This window comes from Janthinobacterium kumbetense (assembly GCF_023703445.1).
Taxonomy (GTDB): domain Bacteria; phylum Pseudomonadota; class Gammaproteobacteria; order Burkholderiales; family Burkholderiaceae_D; genus Janthinobacterium; species Janthinobacterium kumbetense.
This window is the reverse complement of the sequence record NZ_JAMQGR010000010.1, coordinates 69,859-86,626: the sequence shown is the minus strand read 5'-3', so window position 1 is coordinate 86,626 and position 16,768 is coordinate 69,859. Positions and strand designations below refer to the sequence as shown.

Annotated in this window: 18 protein-coding genes; 9 read left to right on the top strand and 9 right to left on the bottom strand. The window is 63.6% G+C overall.

Annotation, left to right across the window (positions count from 1 at the left end; translation table 11 throughout):
* Window positions 1–50 precede the first annotated feature (50 nt).
* Entirely contained in the window at window positions 51–1,430 is a 1,380-nt protein-coding gene (purB, locus tag NCG91_RS22890) for an adenylosuccinate lyase (RefSeq protein WP_128141671.1), read from the bottom strand.
* A 277-nt stretch (window positions 1,431–1,707) separates the two neighbouring features.
* On the opposite strand from purB, the gene NCG91_RS22885 reads away from it, so the two are divergent.
* Window positions 1,708–2,322, top strand: a complete 615-nt coding sequence (locus tag NCG91_RS22885) for a glutathione S-transferase N-terminal domain-containing protein (protein ID WP_099666233.1) — start codon at window positions 1,708–1,710, stop codon at window positions 2,320–2,322.
* Window positions 2,323–2,380: 58 nt separating this feature from the next.
* Here the strand turns inward: NCG91_RS22885 and bfr are convergent, their stop codons facing one another.
* Window positions 2,381–2,857: a bacterioferritin gene (bfr, locus tag NCG91_RS22880; RefSeq protein ID WP_034745609.1), complete on the bottom strand. Its 477-nt coding sequence runs from the start codon at window positions 2,855–2,857 to the stop codon at window positions 2,381–2,383.
* 252 nt (window positions 2,858–3,109) lie between these two features.
* Here bfr and NCG91_RS22875 point away from each other — a divergent pair, with 252 nt between their 5' ends.
* Both NCG91_RS22875 and NCG91_RS22870 read left to right on the top strand, forming a co-directional pair.
* Window positions 3,110–3,274 (top strand): hypothetical protein, encoded by a 165-nt coding sequence (locus tag NCG91_RS22875; RefSeq protein ID WP_251351324.1) that lies wholly within the window; start codon window positions 3,110–3,112, stop codon window positions 3,272–3,274.
* Window positions 3,275–3,278: 4 nt separating this feature from the next.
* Window positions 3,279–3,959, top strand: coding sequence for a Fe2+-dependent dioxygenase (locus NCG91_RS22870; RefSeq protein WP_077408815.1), 681 nt, complete (start codon window positions 3,279–3,281; stop codon window positions 3,957–3,959).
* A gap of 154 nt (window positions 3,960–4,113) precedes the next feature.
* Here NCG91_RS22870 and NCG91_RS22865 read toward each other — a convergent pair whose 3' ends face one another.
* Window positions 4,114–4,815, bottom strand: coding sequence for an energy transducer TonB (locus tag NCG91_RS22865; protein ID WP_077409313.1), 702 nt, complete (start codon window positions 4,813–4,815; stop codon window positions 4,114–4,116).
* Window positions 4,816–4,832: 17 nt separating this feature from the next.
* Entirely contained in the window at window positions 4,833–5,048 is a 216-nt protein-coding gene (locus tag NCG91_RS22860) for a (2Fe-2S)-binding protein (RefSeq protein WP_034745611.1), read from the bottom strand.
* 412 nt (window positions 5,049–5,460) lie between these two features.
* Here NCG91_RS22860 and NCG91_RS22855 point away from each other — a divergent pair, with 412 nt between their 5' ends.
* The 4 genes from NCG91_RS22855 (at window position 5,461) to NCG91_RS22840 (ending at window position 8,160) form a co-directional block, all read left to right on the top strand.
* Window positions 5,461–5,745, top strand: a complete 285-nt coding sequence (locus NCG91_RS22855) for a FeoA family protein (RefSeq protein WP_077408814.1) — start codon at window positions 5,461–5,463, stop codon at window positions 5,743–5,745.
* A gap of 2 nt (window positions 5,746–5,747) precedes the next feature.
* The gene (gene feoB / locus NCG91_RS22850; RefSeq protein WP_251351323.1) at window positions 5,748–7,649 is read left to right on the top strand and encodes a ferrous iron transporter B; all 1,902 of its coding nucleotides are present in this window, start codon (window positions 5,748–5,750) and stop codon (window positions 7,647–7,649) included.
* A gap of 9 nt (window positions 7,650–7,658) precedes the next feature.
* On the top strand, window positions 7,659–7,934 hold the full coding sequence (locus NCG91_RS22845; RefSeq protein ID WP_099666235.1) for a hypothetical protein: 276 nt from the start codon (window positions 7,659–7,661) through the stop codon (window positions 7,932–7,934).
* 64 nt (window positions 7,935–7,998) lie between these two features.
* Complete coding sequence (locus NCG91_RS22840; RefSeq protein ID WP_161784184.1) at window positions 7,999–8,160, top strand: hypothetical protein; 162 nt, start codon at window positions 7,999–8,001, stop codon at window positions 8,158–8,160.
* Between the two features lie 36 nt (window positions 8,161–8,196).
* Here NCG91_RS22840 and NCG91_RS22835 read toward each other — a convergent pair whose 3' ends face one another.
* Entirely contained in the window at window positions 8,197–9,117 is a 921-nt protein-coding gene (locus tag NCG91_RS22835) for an AraC family transcriptional regulator (RefSeq protein WP_251351322.1), read from the bottom strand.
* A 128-nt stretch (window positions 9,118–9,245) separates the two neighbouring features.
* On the opposite strand from NCG91_RS22835, the gene NCG91_RS22830 reads away from it, so the two are divergent.
* Window positions 9,246–10,235 carry an oxidoreductase gene (locus tag NCG91_RS22830; RefSeq protein WP_251351321.1) on the top strand — a complete coding sequence of 330 codons (990 nt, stop codon included), beginning with the start codon at window positions 9,246–9,248 and terminating at the stop codon, window positions 10,233–10,235.
* Between the two features lie 44 nt (window positions 10,236–10,279).
* On the opposite strand, the gene nagZ is transcribed toward NCG91_RS22830, so the two are convergent.
* From nagZ to NCG91_RS22810, 4 genes are all read right to left on the bottom strand, one after another.
* Window positions 10,280–11,821: a beta-N-acetylhexosaminidase gene (nagZ, locus tag NCG91_RS22825; protein ID WP_251351320.1), complete on the bottom strand. Its 1,542-nt coding sequence runs from the start codon at window positions 11,819–11,821 to the stop codon at window positions 10,280–10,282.
* 181 nt (window positions 11,822–12,002) lie between these two features.
* The gene (locus NCG91_RS22820) at window positions 12,003–13,613 is read right to left on the bottom strand and encodes an FMN-binding glutamate synthase family protein (protein ID WP_251351319.1); all 1,611 of its coding nucleotides are present in this window, start codon (window positions 13,611–13,613) and stop codon (window positions 12,003–12,005) included.
* A 223-nt stretch (window positions 13,614–13,836) separates the two neighbouring features.
* Window positions 13,837–14,850, bottom strand: a complete 1,014-nt coding sequence (locus NCG91_RS22815; protein WP_251351318.1) for a M48 family metallopeptidase — start codon at window positions 14,848–14,850, stop codon at window positions 13,837–13,839.
* A 1-nt stretch (window position 14,851) separates the two neighbouring features.
* On the bottom strand, window positions 14,852–15,904 hold the full coding sequence (locus NCG91_RS22810; RefSeq protein ID WP_251351317.1) for a YjgN family protein: 1,053 nt from the start codon (window positions 15,902–15,904) through the stop codon (window positions 14,852–14,854).
* A gap of 163 nt (window positions 15,905–16,067) precedes the next feature.
* Between NCG91_RS22810 and NCG91_RS22805 the strand changes: the two genes are divergently transcribed.
* Window positions 16,068–16,739, top strand: coding sequence for a glutathione S-transferase (locus NCG91_RS22805; protein WP_251351316.1), 672 nt, complete (start codon window positions 16,068–16,070; stop codon window positions 16,737–16,739).
* Window positions 16,740–16,768 lie beyond the last annotated feature (29 nt).

The window sequence follows — 16,768 nt, the reverse complement described above, 5'->3', positions numbered from 1 at the left end:
CTGGCCGCCCCGCGGGAGTGGGATCGTGAGGATCCCCATGTGGAAACTGCTTAGATGGCTTTGGCCAATTGCGCGGCGATACCGATGTAGTTAGCCGGCGTCATGGTCAGGAGCACGTCCTTGGCATCCTGCGGAATGGCCAGGCCATTGACGAAGGTTTGCAGCGCTTCTTTCGAGATGCCCTTGCCGCGCGTCAGCTCTTTCAGCTGCTCGTACGGGTTTTCGATGCCATAGCGGCGCATCACGGTTTGCACGGGCTCGGCCAGCACTTCCCACGTCGCGTCCAGGTCTTGCGCCAGGCGCGCATGGTTCACTTCCAGCTTGTTCAAGCCGCGCAGGCAGCTGTCATAGGCCAGCAGGGTGTAACCGAGGCCCACGCCGATATTGCGCAGCACGGTCGAATCGGTCAGGTCGCGCTGCATGCGCGAGACGGGCAGTTTTTCCGACAGGTGTTTCAGCACGGCGTTGGCCAGGCCCAGGTTGCCTTCCGAGTTTTCGAAGTCGATCGGGTTGACCTTGTGCGGCATGGTCGAGGAACCGATTTCGCCCGCTTTCAGTTTTTGCTTGAAGTAGCCCAGCGACACGTACGTCCAGATGTCGCGGTTCAGGTCGAGCAAGATCGTGTTGGCGCGCGCGAAGGCGTCGAACAGCTCGGCCATGTAGTCGTGCGGCTCGATCTGGATGGTGTACGGATTGAACACCAGGCCCAGGCGCTGTTCGATGACGGCCTTGGAGAAAGCCGGCCAGTCGAAGCCGGGGTAGGCGGACAGGTGGGCGTTGTAGTTGCCGACGGCGCCATTCATCTTGCCGAGGATTTCCACTTGCTCGATGCGTTTTACGGCGCGCTGCAGGCGGGCCACGACGTTGGCAAATTCCTTGCCCAGGGTGGTCGGGCTGGCCGTCTGGCCGTGCGTGCGCGACAGCATCGGCACGTCCGCATTGTCGTGCGCGATTTGCGTCAGCTTTGCCACCAGGCCGTTCAAGGCCGGCAGCATCACGCCATCGCGGGCCGCTTTCAGCATCATGCCGTGCGAAGTGTTGTTGATGTCTTCCGAGGTGCAGGCGAAATGGATGAATTCCGACGCCGCCACCAGTTCCGGCACGTCTGCCACTTGTTCCTTCAGCCAGTACTCGACGGCCTTGACATCATGGTTGGTGACCGCTTCGATGGCCTTGATGCGGGCCGCGTCGGCTTCCGAGAAGTCGGCTGCCATCTTGTCGAGCAGGGCGCTCGCTTCGGCCGAAAACGGCTTGATTTCGGCGAAACCGGCTTGCGACAGCGCTTGCAGCCAGGAGATTTCCACTTTCACGCGGTGGTGCATGAAACCGGCTTCGGACAGGATCGGGCGCAGCAGATCGGTCTTGCTGGCGTAGCGGCCATCGAGCGGAGACAGGGCCGACAGCGTGGAATACGGAGTAGTAGAAGTCATGAGAGCGGACGCAAGTTAAAGAAACGGTTGGCGTGTGGCGCGCGGGGAGGGCAGGGCTATTGCAATACAGCAACACTGACGGCGCCACAGTAAAGGGCGATTTTACCACCGCTGGCCGCTGGCCAGCCGTCCGTTGGCCGCCGGCGCAGCGCAATCTGGCCGAATCCGGCGCCGATGCGGCGTGCCTGCCACACACGAGGGGCCGCCGGGCGCGTGCTGCCAAACAGCGCTGCCGCCGATGCTATACTGCTTGCTGCTCCCTTACCTTAAAGTACCTATGAAACTGATCGGTTCCCTCGCCAGCCCGTATGTCCGCAAAGCCCGCATCGTGCTGGCGGAAAAAAAGCTCGACTATGTCTTCGAGCTGGAAAACGTGTGGGTGCCGGAAACCCGCATCGCCCAGGCCAATCCCTTGGGCAAGGTGCCCTGCCTGGTGATGGAGGATGGCAGCACCTTGATCGATTCGAAAGTCATCGTCGAATACCTCGACACGCTCACGCCCGTGTGCAAGCTGCTGCCGGCCGGCGGCAACGGCCGCGAGCGGGCCGATATCAAGAACTGGGAAGCGCTGGCCGACGGCATTCTCGACGCGGGCGTGCTGGTGCGCCTGGAGCGCACGCAGCGCCCGCCCGAGCAGCAAAGCGCGGCCTGGATCGCGCGCCAGCTGGACAAAGTCACCCTGGGCCTGGCGGCGCTGGAAGCGCGCCTGGGCGAGAGCGCATATTGCGCCGGCAAGAACTACACGCTGGCCGACGTGGCCGTGGGCTGCACCCTGGGCTGGCTCAGCTTCCGCTTCCCGGAAATCGACTGGCGCGCCGATCACCCCGCGCTGGCGCGCCTGTTCGACAAATTGTCCGAACGCCCATCGTTCAAGGATACCGTGCCGCAGTAAAGGCGCGGACGTAAAAAAACCGGCGATTGCCGGTTTTTTTATCTGCCTCGAAGAAAAATTACTCTTCAATCGCCATCTGGCTTTGCAGGTAGTTCTGGATGCCGACTTTGGCGATCAGGTCGATCTGCGTTTCCAGCCAGTCGATATGTTCTTCCGTATCTTCCAGGATCATCAGGAACAAGTCGCGCGAGACGTAGTCGCCCGCTTTTTCGCTGATGGCGATGCCTTCCTTGACGGTGGCGTGCGCGGCGCGTTCCAGCTTCAAGTCGCATTCCAGCATTTCCGGCGTGTTCTCGCCGATCAGCAGCTTGTGCAGCGCTTGCAGGTTCGGCAGGCCGTCGAGCATCAGGATGCGGTCGATCAGCTTGTCGGCGTGTTTCATTTCGCCGATCGATTCTTCGTATTCCTTCTTGCCCAGCTTCTCCAGGCCCCAGTGCTTGTACATGCGCGCATGCAGGAAGTACTGGTTGATGGCCGACAGTTCGTTGGTGAGCTGTGCGTTGAGCATGCGGATGACTTCTTTATCGCCCTTCATGGGATTTCCTTTGTTCTGTGTCGCGTTCGATGATGAAACCGGAGGCTGCTGGCGTTCACTGCCGGGTGGCGCTGGCTGCCTGGTGGCGCGCAGGTTGCCGGTTTCGCTATGCCCGCATGATAGCGCAAAATATGGGCGATTTCGGGCGGTAAACGGCATTTTTCCGTCTTTTTAACGTAAATATCGTGCGAATAAAACCCATTCTCAAATGGATTGGCACATTTTTCCGTTTTTTATTTGCTAAGGAAAATGATGGCCATTCTCATTCGCGTTCCTGGCGCTTTTTTGCTGCTGCTGGCGCGCCTGCATGGCCGCGCTGAAAAGGCGGGAAATGTTGCTCCGTTCTTGCTTTTGTGTCTTCTTGGCCGCTGCCGGCGATGCGATAATCAGGCAGCGATATTTACTGAAAAAGGATAGCAAGATGATGCTGCATATACCCGGCGTGCTGACGCCGGAACAGGTCACGCAGTTTCGCCAGCGCCTGGCGCAGACGGACTGGGTCGACGGGCGCGCCAGCGTCGGGGCGCAAGGCGCGCAAGTCAAGCGCAACCGCCAGCTGGCGGAAGGTTCGCCGCTGGCGCTGGAACTGGGCGAGATCGTCAGCCGCGCGCTGATGGCCAATCCCCTGTTCTTTTCAGCCGTGCTGCCGCTGCGCATCCTGCCGCCGTTCTTCAACAGCTATGCGGGCGGCGAGCACTACGGCTTGCATATCGACGGCGCCATCCGCACGCCGAAAAACGGCATGCAATCGATGCGCGCCGACGTCTCGTCGACCGTGTTCCTGAGCGAGCCGGACGAGTACGAAGGCGGCGAGCTGGTGGTGGTCGACGCGTATGGCACGCATGAAGTGAAATTGCCGGCCGGCGACGTGATCGTGTATCCGTCGAGCAGCGTGCATCAGGTACTGCCCGTCACCAGCGGCGAGCGCATCTGCTCCTTCCTGTGGACGCAAAGCATGGTGCGCGAGGATTGGAAGCGCAGCATGCTGTTTGAGCTCGATCAAAACATCCAGAGCGTGCGCGGAGAACACGGCGATTCGCCGGCGACGGTGGGCTTGACGGGGCATTATCACAACCTGCTCAGGATGTGGGCGGAGATGTAGCGCGCAAAAAAAAGTCTGCCTGGCCCGGGGATGTAGGCTGGCAGACTGAAACAAGCAGTTGCTTGACTGGTACAGAAAACAGGGCGCAAAAAAGCAAGCAGGGCACAGGGTGCGGTGCTTGCGGGCTGGCAGCGGCGCAAGGGCCGCCGGAAGGCTAGCTCAGTTGGAAGGTCAGCGGTACTAACACGTACACGGGAACAGGCTTGCCGTTTTCGATCATCGGCTTGAACAGCGCGCGCTGGGCTGCCTGGCGGCCCGCTTCATCGAGGTTGCCGTAGCCGGTCGATTTATGGATCAGGATTTGCTCGGGCAAGCCCTTTTCATTGATCAGGATGCGCAACACCACGGTGCCGCTCTCGCCCAGGCGGCGCGACAGATTCGGGTAGATCAGTTGCGGCGCCTTGATGTATTCGACGCTGCTGACGGTGCGCGGCGTCGACGGCGCCGGTGGCGTCGGCGACGGTGTCGATGGCGCTGTCGGCGCGGCGGTGGCAACCGGTGCCGCTTCGGCGCGCGTCGGCTGCGGCGGCGTGATCGTCGGTTCGCTCGGCGCCACGGCGATCAGCGGCAGCGGCGGGATCACGGCGCGCGGCACGGGGGCGCTCAATTCCACGGTTTTCGGTACGGACGGTGCTGGCGGCTTGGGCGGCGCCGGCGGGGCGATGATGCTGATGGTGGTGATGGTCGGCATGGCCGCCGTGACCACACGGCTCAGCAGGCCGCTCTGGATGGCGTAAAAGCCGGCGATGTGCAGGACGACGATGGCCATCAGCGGCGCGAATTTGTTGCGCTTCTTGTCGAAGTCGGCAAATTGCTGCACGGCCTGCACCGTTACGGGCGGGGGCATCATCGTCATGGCGTTCATCGCTTTCTTTAGTTTGTCAGTACAGCTCGCATCAATACGGTTTCTTGCAGCGCCACGGTGGCGTTCAGGTGATCGTTCAGCACTTCCCGCGCGCAGGTGTGGCATTTGCCGCAGCAGGTGGCCACGCCCAGGTCGCGGCGCAGTTCGGCCATGCTGGACAGGCCAAGATCGACGGCTTGACGGATTTCACGATCAGATATGTTGTTGCAGACACATACAATCATTGATACACCTTCTGGCTAGAGGATGAGCAGACACTAGTGCTGGAAAGCATTGTTGCTAGTGTTTTAATGAGAATCATTATCATTACGTTTCATTGTCGCGCAAAGCGGGGGACAATGCAAGTGATTTTGATCAAGTGTGCGGCAATTGGCGGCCTGGCGCCGCAGCTTCACAGGCCATGTTTCCGAATGACGCAGCCCTTGATGGGGGCGGCTCTCCGGGCTAAATAAAAACTATTCGCATTCATGTTTATAATGCTGGTATTGTCTCGGACGGTCACCGTCTGGACAGATTGAATGGCCGCTTGTCGGTAATGCGCAACAGTTGCGTTTTACCTCACAAACCTGGAACCGGTGCAAGGCGCCTTGCGCCGTCGCCGGTATCAGGTGTTCTTAATTTGAACGGAATTTGCTCATGACTCTAGTTCCACCCATGATGACGCTCGATGCGCTGGCAGTCGGCCAGAGCGGCACGGTGTTGCATATCACGCCCCACACGGCAGGACAGACGGAGGACGGCGTCGACCTGGCCCGCCGCCTGATGGAGCTGGGGTTCGTTCCCGGCGAACGAATCCGCATGCTCAAGCGCGGCATTCCCGGCGGCGATCCGCTGGCCATCAAGGTCGGCAATGCCACGTTCGCACTGCGCCGCTTCGAAGCGGCGCTGATTACGATTCAACCGCTGCTTCAACCGGAATGACCATGGGTGCTGTCGAAACTATCGTGGATGCAGGCGTGCACAAGCCGCCGCATCAGCCACAAATTGCCTTGCTGGGCAATCCGAACTGCGGCAAGACCGCCCTGTTCAACCGTTTGACGGGCGCGCGCCAGAAAGTGGCGAACTACGCCGGCGTGACCATCGAGCGCAAGGAAGGCCATTTCACCTCGCCAGCCGGCAAGCCCGTGCGCCTGCTCGATCTGCCGGGCGCCTACAGCCTGTCGGCCACCACGCCCGATGAAGCCATCACGCGCGACGTGGTGGGCGGCTTGCGCCGCGGCGACCCGCGTCCGGACGCCATCATCTGCGTGGTCGACGCCACCAACCTGCGCCTGAATCTGCGCCTGGTGCTGGAAGTCAAGCGCCTGGGCCTGCCCATGCTGCTGGCGCTGAACATGACGGACGTGGCGCGCAAGCGCGGCATGCTGATCGACACGGTGAAACTGTCGCAGGAACTGGGCATGCCCGTGGTGGAAACCGTGGCGGTGCAGCACGATGGCGAAAAAGCCTTGCTGAACGCCATCGACGCCATGCTGCCGCTGCCGGCCGTGGAAGCGAAACCGCTGGCGGCCATCGATGCCGTCACCGTCGAAGAAACCCAGCGCGAAGTGCGCCGCATCCTGTCCGCCGTCAGCAATGACACGAGCGACAAGGGCAACCTGACGGAAAAGATCGACGACGTGGTGCTGCACCCCGTGTTCGGTCCCATCATCCTGGCCGTGCTGATGTTCCTGATCTTCCAGGCCGTGTTTGCCTGGGCCGCCACGCCGATGGAAATGATCACCGATGGCGTGGGCCACCTGGGCGCCGTACTGACGGCGAACATGCCAGACGGTCACCTGAAAAGCTTGCTGGTGGAAGGCATCATCGGCGGCGTCGGCAGCGTGCTGGTGTTCCTGCCGCAGATACTGATCCTGTTCTTCTTCATCCTGAGCCTGGAAGACTGCGGCTACCTGCCGCGCGCCGCCTTCCTGCTGGATCGCCTGATGGGCGGCGTGGGCCTGTCCGGCCGCGCCTTCATCCCGCTGCTGTCGAGCTTTGCCTGCGCCATTCCCGGCGTGATGGCGGCGCGTACCATCCAGAATCCGCGCGACCGTCTGGTCACCATCATGATCGCGCCGCTGATGACGTGTTCGGCGCGCCTGCCCGTGTATGCGCTGATCATCGCCGCCTTCATCCCGGAACGCCAGGTATGGGGCTATCTGAGCCTGCAAGGCCTGGTGCTGTTCGTGCTGTACTTCGCCGGCATCATCTCGGCCATGGCCGTGGCCTGGGTCATGAAGCGCGGCATGGGCGTGCGCGGCAACCAGCCGCTGATGCTGGAATTGCCCGCCTATCACTGGCCGCACTTGCGCAACCTGGCCGTCAGCCTGTGGGAGCGCGCGAAGATCTTCCTCACGCGCGTCGGTACCATCATCCTGAGCCTGATGATCATCCTGTGGTTCCTCAGCACCTTCCCCGGCGCGCCGGATAACGCCATCCACCCGCCGATCTACTACAGCCTGGCCGGCATCCTGGGCCGCGGCCTGGAAGTGATCTTCGCGCCCATCGGCTTCAATTGGCAGATCTGCATCGCGCTGGTGCCGGGCATGGCGGCGCGCGAAGTGGCCGTGGGCGCCCTGGGTACCGTGTATGCGCTGTCGCAAACGGGCGACGCGCTGGCCACCACCCTGGAGCCGCTGATCGCCCATTCGTGGTCGCTGGCGACCGCGCTGTCCTTGCTGGCCTGGTATGTGTTCGCGCCGCAGTGCCTGTCGACGCTCTCCGTGGTCAAGCGCGAGACGGGCGGCTGGCGCTATCCGCTGCTGATGGCCGGCTACATGTTTGCCCTGGCGTATGCCGCCTCGTTCATCACGTACCGTGTCGCCCTGATGCTGGGCGCTTAGGAGAAAACCATGTGGCAAACCCTCATCGTCGCCCTGATCGTCGCAGCCGCGCTGTTGCATTTTTCAACCAAGTACCTGCCGGCGGGCGTGCGCCGCGCCATCGTGCGGGGCCTCGTGCGCTGCGGCCTCGATGAAGCGAAGATGTCGACCTTCTTCAAGGTGGCGCCGGGCTGCGGCAGCGGTTGCGGTTCCTGCGGCTCGTGCGACAGCCCGCCGCCGCCGTCAAGCGCGCCGCCAGCCGATGGCAGCAGCAAGCGCGTGATACTGATGCAGGTGCAGCGCTAATTGCAGTGTAGCCACGGGCGCGCCCGTGGGCTACACTGGGCTTTCCGCATGGCAAGGAGTGGCAATGGCGATACTGTTGATCTTCATGTTTTTGTTTGCGGTCGCCACCTGGCTGCTGGCCAGCCGGCGCGGCCGCCACGGGGGACTGTGGTTCGGCATCGGCCTGTTTCTCGGACCGTTTGCCTTGCTGGCGGTGGCGGCCTTGCCGCCGGTGCCGGCGCGCTGACCTTGTATGATTAAAACCCGCAAGCGCGGGTTTTTTTTACGCCTGCGCATCCGCGTGGCGCAGCCGGTACTGGCGCGGCGAGCAAGCCATGACGCGCTTGAAGGCGTGGCTGAAGGCGCTGTCGGAATCGTAGCCCAGCGCCTGCGCGATCAAGGTGACGGGTGCGCTGCCGCCCTTCAGGCGCCGCGTGGCCAGGCGCATGCGCCAGCGCAGCAGATAGTCGAGCGGCGTTACGCCCACCCGCTTCTTGAAGTGCAAGGCAAAGGCGGAGCGCGACTGCCCCGCGACGGCAGCCAGCTGCGACAAGGTCCAGCGCCGCGCCGGTTGCGCGTGCATGGCCTCGATGGCGGCGCGCAGCCGTGGATCGGCCAGCGCGAACAGCCAGCCCACCGGGTGCGAGGCCTGCGCTTCAAGATACTGGCGCAGCATTTGCAGCAGCATCATGTGGCCAAGGTGGCGCGTCATCAGCGCCGCGCCGGGCGCCGTCGCCTGCAGTTCCTGCGCCAGCCGTTGCAAGGCCCAGTGCAGCACGCTGGCCTGGTCCGTATCGCCGCGCACGTGCAGCAGCGGCGGCAGGCAGTCGAGCAGGATGGCCGCCTCGTCGCCAAAGTGGAAGCGCCCGCCGATGAGGAAGAAATCGTGCTGCGGCGCGCCGTGGCGGGCCACGCCCTGCTGCGTATGCCGGTACACTTCCAGCGCTGGCGCGGCCGGCAAGCCGGGCGTGCTGGCCAGGGTGAACGCGCGTCCCGGCGCCAGCAGGAAGCAGTCGCCCGTCTGCAGCTGCACGGGAGCGTCGATACCCGCGACCGTCAGCCAGCAAGCGCCTTCGATCACGGCGTTGAACTTGATGCCGTCCGGCGGCGGAAAATCGATGGCCCACTCGCCTCCCGCCTTCAGGCCGGCAAAGTAGGAGCTGCGCGTATCAAACAGCGAGAGTACATCGGAGAGCAAATCCATGGTGGCGGCAATTCTGGACGATAGCGATAGTATTACGGATTTTACGCCATTCACCGTCCAGAACTGCTCGCGCAAAATACGCATGTCGCCAGCCATCCCGCGCTGGCCACCCACATGCAGAGGCAGACATGACATACGGCGATCACAGGCAAATTCCCCTTCATTCCGGCTTCGGCGCGGCCACGACCGCCAGCGAGGTGCTGGCTGGCCGCGACCTGTCCGGCGTGCACGCCATCGTCACGGGCGGCGCGTCGGGCCTGGGGCTGGAAACGGTGCGCGTGCTGGCTGGCGCCGGCGCCAGGGTGCTGGTGCCGGCGCGCGACCAGCATCAGGCGCAAGCGGCCCTGGCCGGCATGGCCGGCGTGGAGGTCGCGGCGCTCGACCTGTTCGATCCGCAATCGATCGACGCATTCGCGGCCGCCTTCCTTGCCACCGGCCGCCCCCTGCACCTGCTGGTGAACGGCGCCGGCATCATGGCCACGCCCTTGCTGCGCGATGCGCGCGGCTACGAGGCGCAGTTCGCGACGAATCACCTGGGGCATTTCCAGTTGACGGCGCGCCTGTGGCCCGCCTTGCGGCAGGCGCAGGGCGCGCGCGTCGTGTGCGTGTCGTCGCTGGGACACCGGCAGGCGGGCGTCGACCTGGACGACCCGCATTTCCTGCGCCAGCCGTACGACAAATGGCGCGCGTATGCGCAGTCGAAAAGCGCCAATGCGCTGTTTGCCGTGGAGCTGGACCGACGTGGTGCGGCGCACGGCGTGCGCGCCTACTCGCTGCATCCGGGCGCCATCCTGACGCCGCTGGTGCGCCACCTGGACCAGGATGATTTGCGCAGGGTGGGAGCGCTCGATGAGACCGGCCAGGTGAATCCGCCGCCGCAGTCGGGTTTCAAGAATGTGGCGCAGGGAGCGGCCACCACCGTCTGGTGCGCCACCAGCGCGCAGCTTGAGGGCATTGGCGGCGTGTATTGCGAGGATGGCGATATCGCCCCCTTGGTGGAGGACGACAGCATGGGGCCGGGCGTGCGGCGCTGGGCCATCGACCCCGGGCAGGCGCGCCGGCTATGGACACTGAGCGAACAGATGACGGGCGTGCGCTTCGATTGCGACGCGGCATAAAAAATGCCGGGCAAGGCCCGGCATGTGCAGGAGGGGGCGTGGCTTTACGCCTTGCCCGCCAGTTTTTCCACCACGGGCACCAGCGCGGCCGGGCGGCAGCCGAAGGCGGCCAGGCGGCCTTGCGCCTTCGGCGCCAGGTCCAGGTCATACGGCAGGCGGCCCGCCACCAGCCACAGTTTATCCTGCGGCAGGGCGTCGACGAGGCGGCGCTGGCCATCGACGAACATGGCGTTATATGTTTGCAGCACGATCTGCTGCGCGCCTTGCGCAAAGGCGATGGCCGCATTGACTTCGTCGTCCAGCGCCTCGGCCGACAAGGCGTACTCGCGCACGTCCAGGCCCGCTTCGAGCAGCGCCGGCAGCATCGAACTGCGCGCTTCCTTGTTGCGGCCCAGCGCCACTTCGTCGATTTCGCTGCGCGAACGCACTTCCACCGTCAGCAGGGTCACGGGCAGGCTGGCGTCGAGCGGGCGGTAGTCGCCCTGCACGCGCAATGCCGCTTTTTGCAGCAGCTGCGACAGGGCCATGGCGGCCGGCTGCATCAGCGCCGGCGGCGTGAGCGGGCGGGCGCGCCAGTCGCGCACGGCGCGGTTGCGCTTGAGTTCAGCCACGCGGGCACAGGCCGCGTCGATGCGGGAGAGCGCAATGTCGCCGCGCTCCACGGCGGCGATGACGGCGTCGATGGCGGCAGTCTGCTGCGCTTCGCGGTGCGAAATGAGGACGATGTCGGCGCCTGCCTGCAGGGTGGCGATGGCGCCCTGGGCGATGCCGATGCCGTCGGCGATGGCTGCCATTTCCAGGCAGTCGGTAATGACGACGCCCTGGTATTTCAACTCGCCGCGCAGCAGGTCCGTCAGCACGCCTTTCGACAGGGTGGCCGGCACGCTGGTGTCGGACTCGAAGGCGGGGAAGACCACGTGCGCCGTCATGATGGCGTCCACGCCGCCGGCAATGGCCGCGCGGAAGGGCGCCAGTTCCACGGCGCGCAGGCGTTCCTTGTCGTGCGGTACCAGGGCCATGGCGTAATGCGTGTCGATGGCCGTGTCGCCGTGGCCGGGGAAGTGCTTGGCGGTGACGGCCATGCCGCTGGCGCGCTGGCCGCGCATGGCCGCCATGCCGTAGTCGATGACGGTGGCGGCATCCTCGCCATACGCGCGCACGCCGATGACGGGGTTGTTGCGGTTGTTGTTCACGTCCAGCACGGGGGCGAGCAGCAGGTTGATGCCCACCTGGCGCATTTCATCGCCGCTGATCTGGTTCATGCGTTCGCAATCGTCGATGGAGCCGGCCGCCTGGAAAGCCATCGCGGCGGGAATCGGCGTGACGCCCTGCTCGATGCGCATCACCATGCCGCCTTCCTGGTCGATGGAGATCAGCAGCGGAATGTCGGATACTTCCGCGTTGATCTCCTGCAGTTCGCGGCACAGGGCGGACACTTGCGCTGGCGTGTGCACGTTGCGGCGGAACAGGATCACGCCGCCTACCTTTTTGTCGCGTATCAAGGTCTTGATATGCTCGTCCGCCTGCAGGGCGTCGAAGCCCACCATGAATAGCTGTCCTACTTTCTCGCGCAAACCCTGCTCCATGCTGCAACTCCTCCGGTATTCATTCTGATGACGACAAGTCCGTATTGTGGCCCGCGGCGGCGCAATGGAGCGCTCACCGGAAAGCTGCCTTGGTTTTGACCTTATTTTGGTATTGTATTGGATTTGGGTTTTTGCGCAAGTGGTTATTAAGTGGTATTGCTCCACTTGCGCAAGGACGGGTTCAATCCAGGCGCTGGAACGATGCCGATTGCGCCTTCGGCCAGTACAGGCCGAATACGGGCGGCAGCTGCGGCAGCTGGCTCGGGTCGAGCAGCTGGCCCGCTTCGAGGAAGGGCAGCAGGGCCGAGGCCAGTTTCACCTGGTTCGGCGAGATGCGCCGCACCAGGTGGTGCGGGCGCAGTTCCTGCGGATGCGCCAGGCCGGCGGCGGCGATCAGTTCGGCCAGCGCCTTCATGGTGTTCTGGTGAAAGTGCGCCACGCGGGAGATCTTGTCCGATACCACCAGCGCGCGCTGGCGCTGCGGGTCTTGCGTGGCCACGCCGGTGGGGCAGCGGTCCGTGTGGCAGCTTTGCGACTGGATGCAGCCCAGGGCGAACATGAAGCCGCGCGCCGAATTGCACCAGTCGGCGCCCAGCGCCAGCAGGCGGGCGATGTCGAAGGCCGTGATGATCTTGCCCGAGCAGCCGATCTTGATCCTGTTGCGCAGGTTGGCGCCCACCAGTGTGTTATGCACGAGCACCAGCGCTTCCTGCAGCGGCGTGCCCACATGATCCGTGAATTCCAGGGGCGCGGCGCCCGTGCCGCCTTCGCTGCCGTCGACGACGATGAAGTCGGGCGTGATGCCCGTTTCCAGCATGGCTTTGACGATGGCGAAGAATTCCCACGGGTGGCCGATGGCCAGCTTGAAGCCCGTCGGCTTGCCGCCGGAGAGCGTGCGCAGGCGGTCGATAAAGTGCAGCATTTCCAGCGGCGTGGAAAAGGCGCTGTGCGCGGCCGGCGAGACGCAATCCTCGCCCACCATCACGCCGCGCGTGGTGGCGATCTCGATCGTCACTTTCGGCCCGGGCAGCACGCCGCCGTGGCCCGGCTTGGCGCCCTGCGACATTTTCAGCTCGATCATTTTCACCTGCTCGGAGCTGGCGTTGGCGATGAAGCGTTCCTCGGAAAACGTGCCGTCCTGGTTGCGGCAGCCGAAGTAGCCGGAGCCGATTTCCCACACCAGGTCGCCGCCGTTTTCGCGGTGGTAGGGGCTGATGCTGCCTTCGCCCGTGTCGTGCATGAAGCCGCCGCTGCGCGCGCCGCCGTTCAGGGCCAGGATGGCGTTGGCCGACAGGGCGCCAAAGCTCATCGCCGAGATGTTGAAGACGCTGGCCGAATACGGTTTGGCGCGCGGGCAGTCCGGATGGTTGCCGATGTCGATGCGGAAGTCGTGGCCAGTCACCTTGGCGGGGGCGATGGAATGGTTGATCCATTCATAGCCCGCTTCGTACACGTCGAGCTGGGTGCCGAACGGGCGCTTGTCCGTCTGCTCCTTGGCGCGCTGGTAGACGATGCTGCGCTGGCTGCGCGAGAACGGCGTCGCTTCGCTGTCGCTTTCCAGAAAATACTGGCGGATTTCGGGGCGGATGCTCTCAAAAAAGAAGCGGAAATGCGCGAGGATGGGGTAATTGCGGCGCAGGGCGCGCTTCGTTTGCAGCAGGTCGCTGATGCCGACCAGGGTCAGCGCGCCGGCCAGCACGGGCAGCCAGTAGTGATCGTAGTAAAACAGGGACAGGACAAAGATGGCTGCCGTCGCAATGAAGGTCAGGTAGCGAAATGGTACTAGGTGCATGGGCACTCCGGTGAAGTCAGGCTGATATTGCTGAGTGTACCGGTGATTTGTAGATCTTGCTGACTGGCAAAGTGTACTGTCAGAGTGACGCTATCCATACGTGCGATACCTGACAAAACCGTAGCGAGCGGCAGCGATTTGTGGCCGAGAAGCGCAACCGTACTTTAGTACGGTGAGCATCGCCGGCCGCAAAGCGCGACGCGCAGTAGGTTTGGTCAGGTGTTTACCGTTGTGCGGCGCGGATGCGCTCGACCCGTTCGGCGCTGGCCGGATGGCTCGACAGATACGGCGTGCCGTGGTCCAGCTTGCCCAGGGCGACAAACACTTGCGCCAGGTGTTCCAGCGGGATGCCGTTCTGGCGCAGCATGGCGATCGCGTAGTCGTCCGCATCGCGTTCCACGTCGCGCGAATACTTCAAGTCCAGCAGCAGCGGCGGCAGGGTCGCCACCACCGTCGACACGTCGCCGAACAGCAGCGCGGCGCCGGCGCCCACGGCCGAGGTCTGGATGATGCGCCGCGTCAGGTGGCGCTGCTGCAAGTGTCCCAGTTCATGCGCCAGCACGCCCATGATGGCCTGGTCGTCCGGCAGCAGTTCGATCATTTCATCGGTCAGCACGATGTCGCCGGACGGCAGGGCAAACGCGTTCGGGCCGATCTTGCTCTTGCGAAACACGATGCGGTGCTCGGGCGTGCTGTCGCCGGGCGTGGCCAGGCGCGCGAACTGGGCGCGCAAGGCTTGCTGGCGCGCGCCATCGAGCTGGCTGGGCGCGAATACATGGCGGTCCAGCATGTCGAGCACGCCCTGGCCCAGCTGCCGTTCGACCGACTGCGGCAGGGCATACGCGATGCCCTTGGCCGCCAGCGGCAGCAGGTATTGATAGCTGAGCCACAGGGCCACGATGGTGGCCACCGTGGCCAGCAGGGCGCCGCGCCAGCTTTGCTGCAGCCGCACCACCCAGCCGTCGCGGTGGCCCGTGTCGTGCAGCAGGCTGTTGAAGGCTGCCTGGTCGGCGATTTCCAGGTAGGCGCCGTCGGCAAAGCTGACCTTGCGCACGGCGTGGCTGCTGCGTTCGGACACGTGCAGTTCGCCCAGCGGGCAGCTGCGCTCGATGTCGCCGGCCAGCACGGCCTGGCCATCGCGCACGCTGAGCGTCACGTGGTACAGGCGCGAGGTCTGGCCGTCGAAATAGCGCGCGGGCACGGGGGCCGCACCCGGCGCGTGGTGATCGAGCGTCATGCTACAGCGACAGGTCGAAGTCCAGCAGGTCGACCACGCCTTCGCCCGTGGCCGATACTTGCTGGCCCGTGGCGGCGACAAATTCGTCCAGGTTGCCGTGCACCAGCATGGACGTCGCTTCCAGGCGGTACTTCAGCCAGCGCACATGGGCGAATGGCGTAAACAGGCCCAGGGTGACGACGATGCCCAGCAGGTTGCTCAGCATGACGAAGGTGGTGCGGCCCCACGTCAGCTGCGACTGGAACTGGTGCTGCTGCAGGCGCGTGTGGTTCCAGATCAGGTTCTGGATCATGGTCAGGAACAGCGGCAGCACGGTGAACGCCCACAGGTACAGGGCGCCGATGGCAAACAGCAGGCTGCCAACCTTGGTCTTGTCATTCGCATTGGCCGCAAACGAGGCGAACACGCTGCCGAAGACGACGAAAATCAGGACCAGCAAGCCGCCCAGCAGCAGGGCGAAGAACAGCAAATAGGTCTTGTAGAAGCTGCCGACCGTGGCGTCAAAGCTGAAATGGGTGGCGCCGAAACGGCTTTGCGTGTGCTGGAAGCGCTTCAGGCGCTGGTGCAGGAAAGGCGTCATCAGGCCGCCCGTGAAGGTATTCAGGATGGGCAGCCACAGGAAGTACTTGTAGGCTTCCTTGGCGCTGCCGCCAAAGCCGAAGCGGATGCCGCGGTAGCTGGTGTTGTACAGCTTGAATTGCAGGCTTTTCCAGACCAGCCAGGGCAGGATGGCGGCCAGCAGCACGAACATCAGCAAGCCCACGATGGGCGAGACCTGGAAGGCGATGTTGTAGCCGGCGATCAGCACCACGGCGGCGATGCGGCCTTTCAGGATGGCGACGGCGTTGCCGTGGTATTCGAAGCTGCCGCCCGCCAGGTGGGTGCTCGAATAAAAGTAGCGATTGCGGCGCACCTTGGCCCAGGCGGAATAAATGCCCAGGGTGACGATGCTCAGCAGCAGGTTGACGATCCAGATACGGAAGTATTCGCTGCCGGTGGCACTGAAGGTGATGGCTTCTTGTCGGGGAGTAGTGTTGTTTGCGTCGAAATCCACAGGGGTTTCCTTACTTATTGGAAACAAAACAAGATAAGGGATTATTGAAAAGTTATCAATTGAAAATACTGTTTTTCGCAATATTTTCGTCGATTCGCTTGCGCTGACCCGATCCGGCCATCCCCGGCTATACTGGAACTCAACCATTGTTACCGGGAAAACCATGATCGTCGTCCACCATCTGAACAATTCGCGCTCGCAGCACGTGCTCTGGCTGCTCGAGGAACTGGGCCTCGACTACGAGGTCAAGCGCTATCAGCGCGACCCGAAGACCATGCTGGCACCCGCTTCGCTGAAGGCCGTGCATCCGCTGGGCAAGTCGCCCGTGATCACGGACGGCGCCAACACCATCGCCGAATCGGGCGCCATCATCGACTACCTGGTCGAGCGCTACGGCAATGGCCGATTGATCCCGGCGGCGGGCACGCCGGACAAGCTGCGCTGGACCTACTGGCTGCATTTCGCGGAAGGCTCGGCCATGCCGCCGCTGCTGCTGAAGCTGGTGTTCGACAAGGTCGAGTCGTCGCCGATGCCGTTTTTCGTCAAACCCATCGCGCGCGGCATCGCCAGTAAGGTCAAGAGCAGCTTCATCATGCCCAATATCAACAGCCAGCTGGCCTATATGGAAGCGGAGCTGGAAAAAACCAAATGGTTTGCCGGCAATGAATTCACGGCGGCCGACATCCAGATGAGCTTTCCGCTGGAAGCGGCGGCCATGCGCGGCGGACTCGACGAGCGCCTGCCCAAGCTGACGGCCTTCCTGCAGCGCATCCATGCACGCCCGGCCTACCAGCGCGCGCTGGAAAAAGGCGGGCCCTACGATTTCGTCAAATAAGCGGCATTCAAGGCCGATATGCGGGGAAC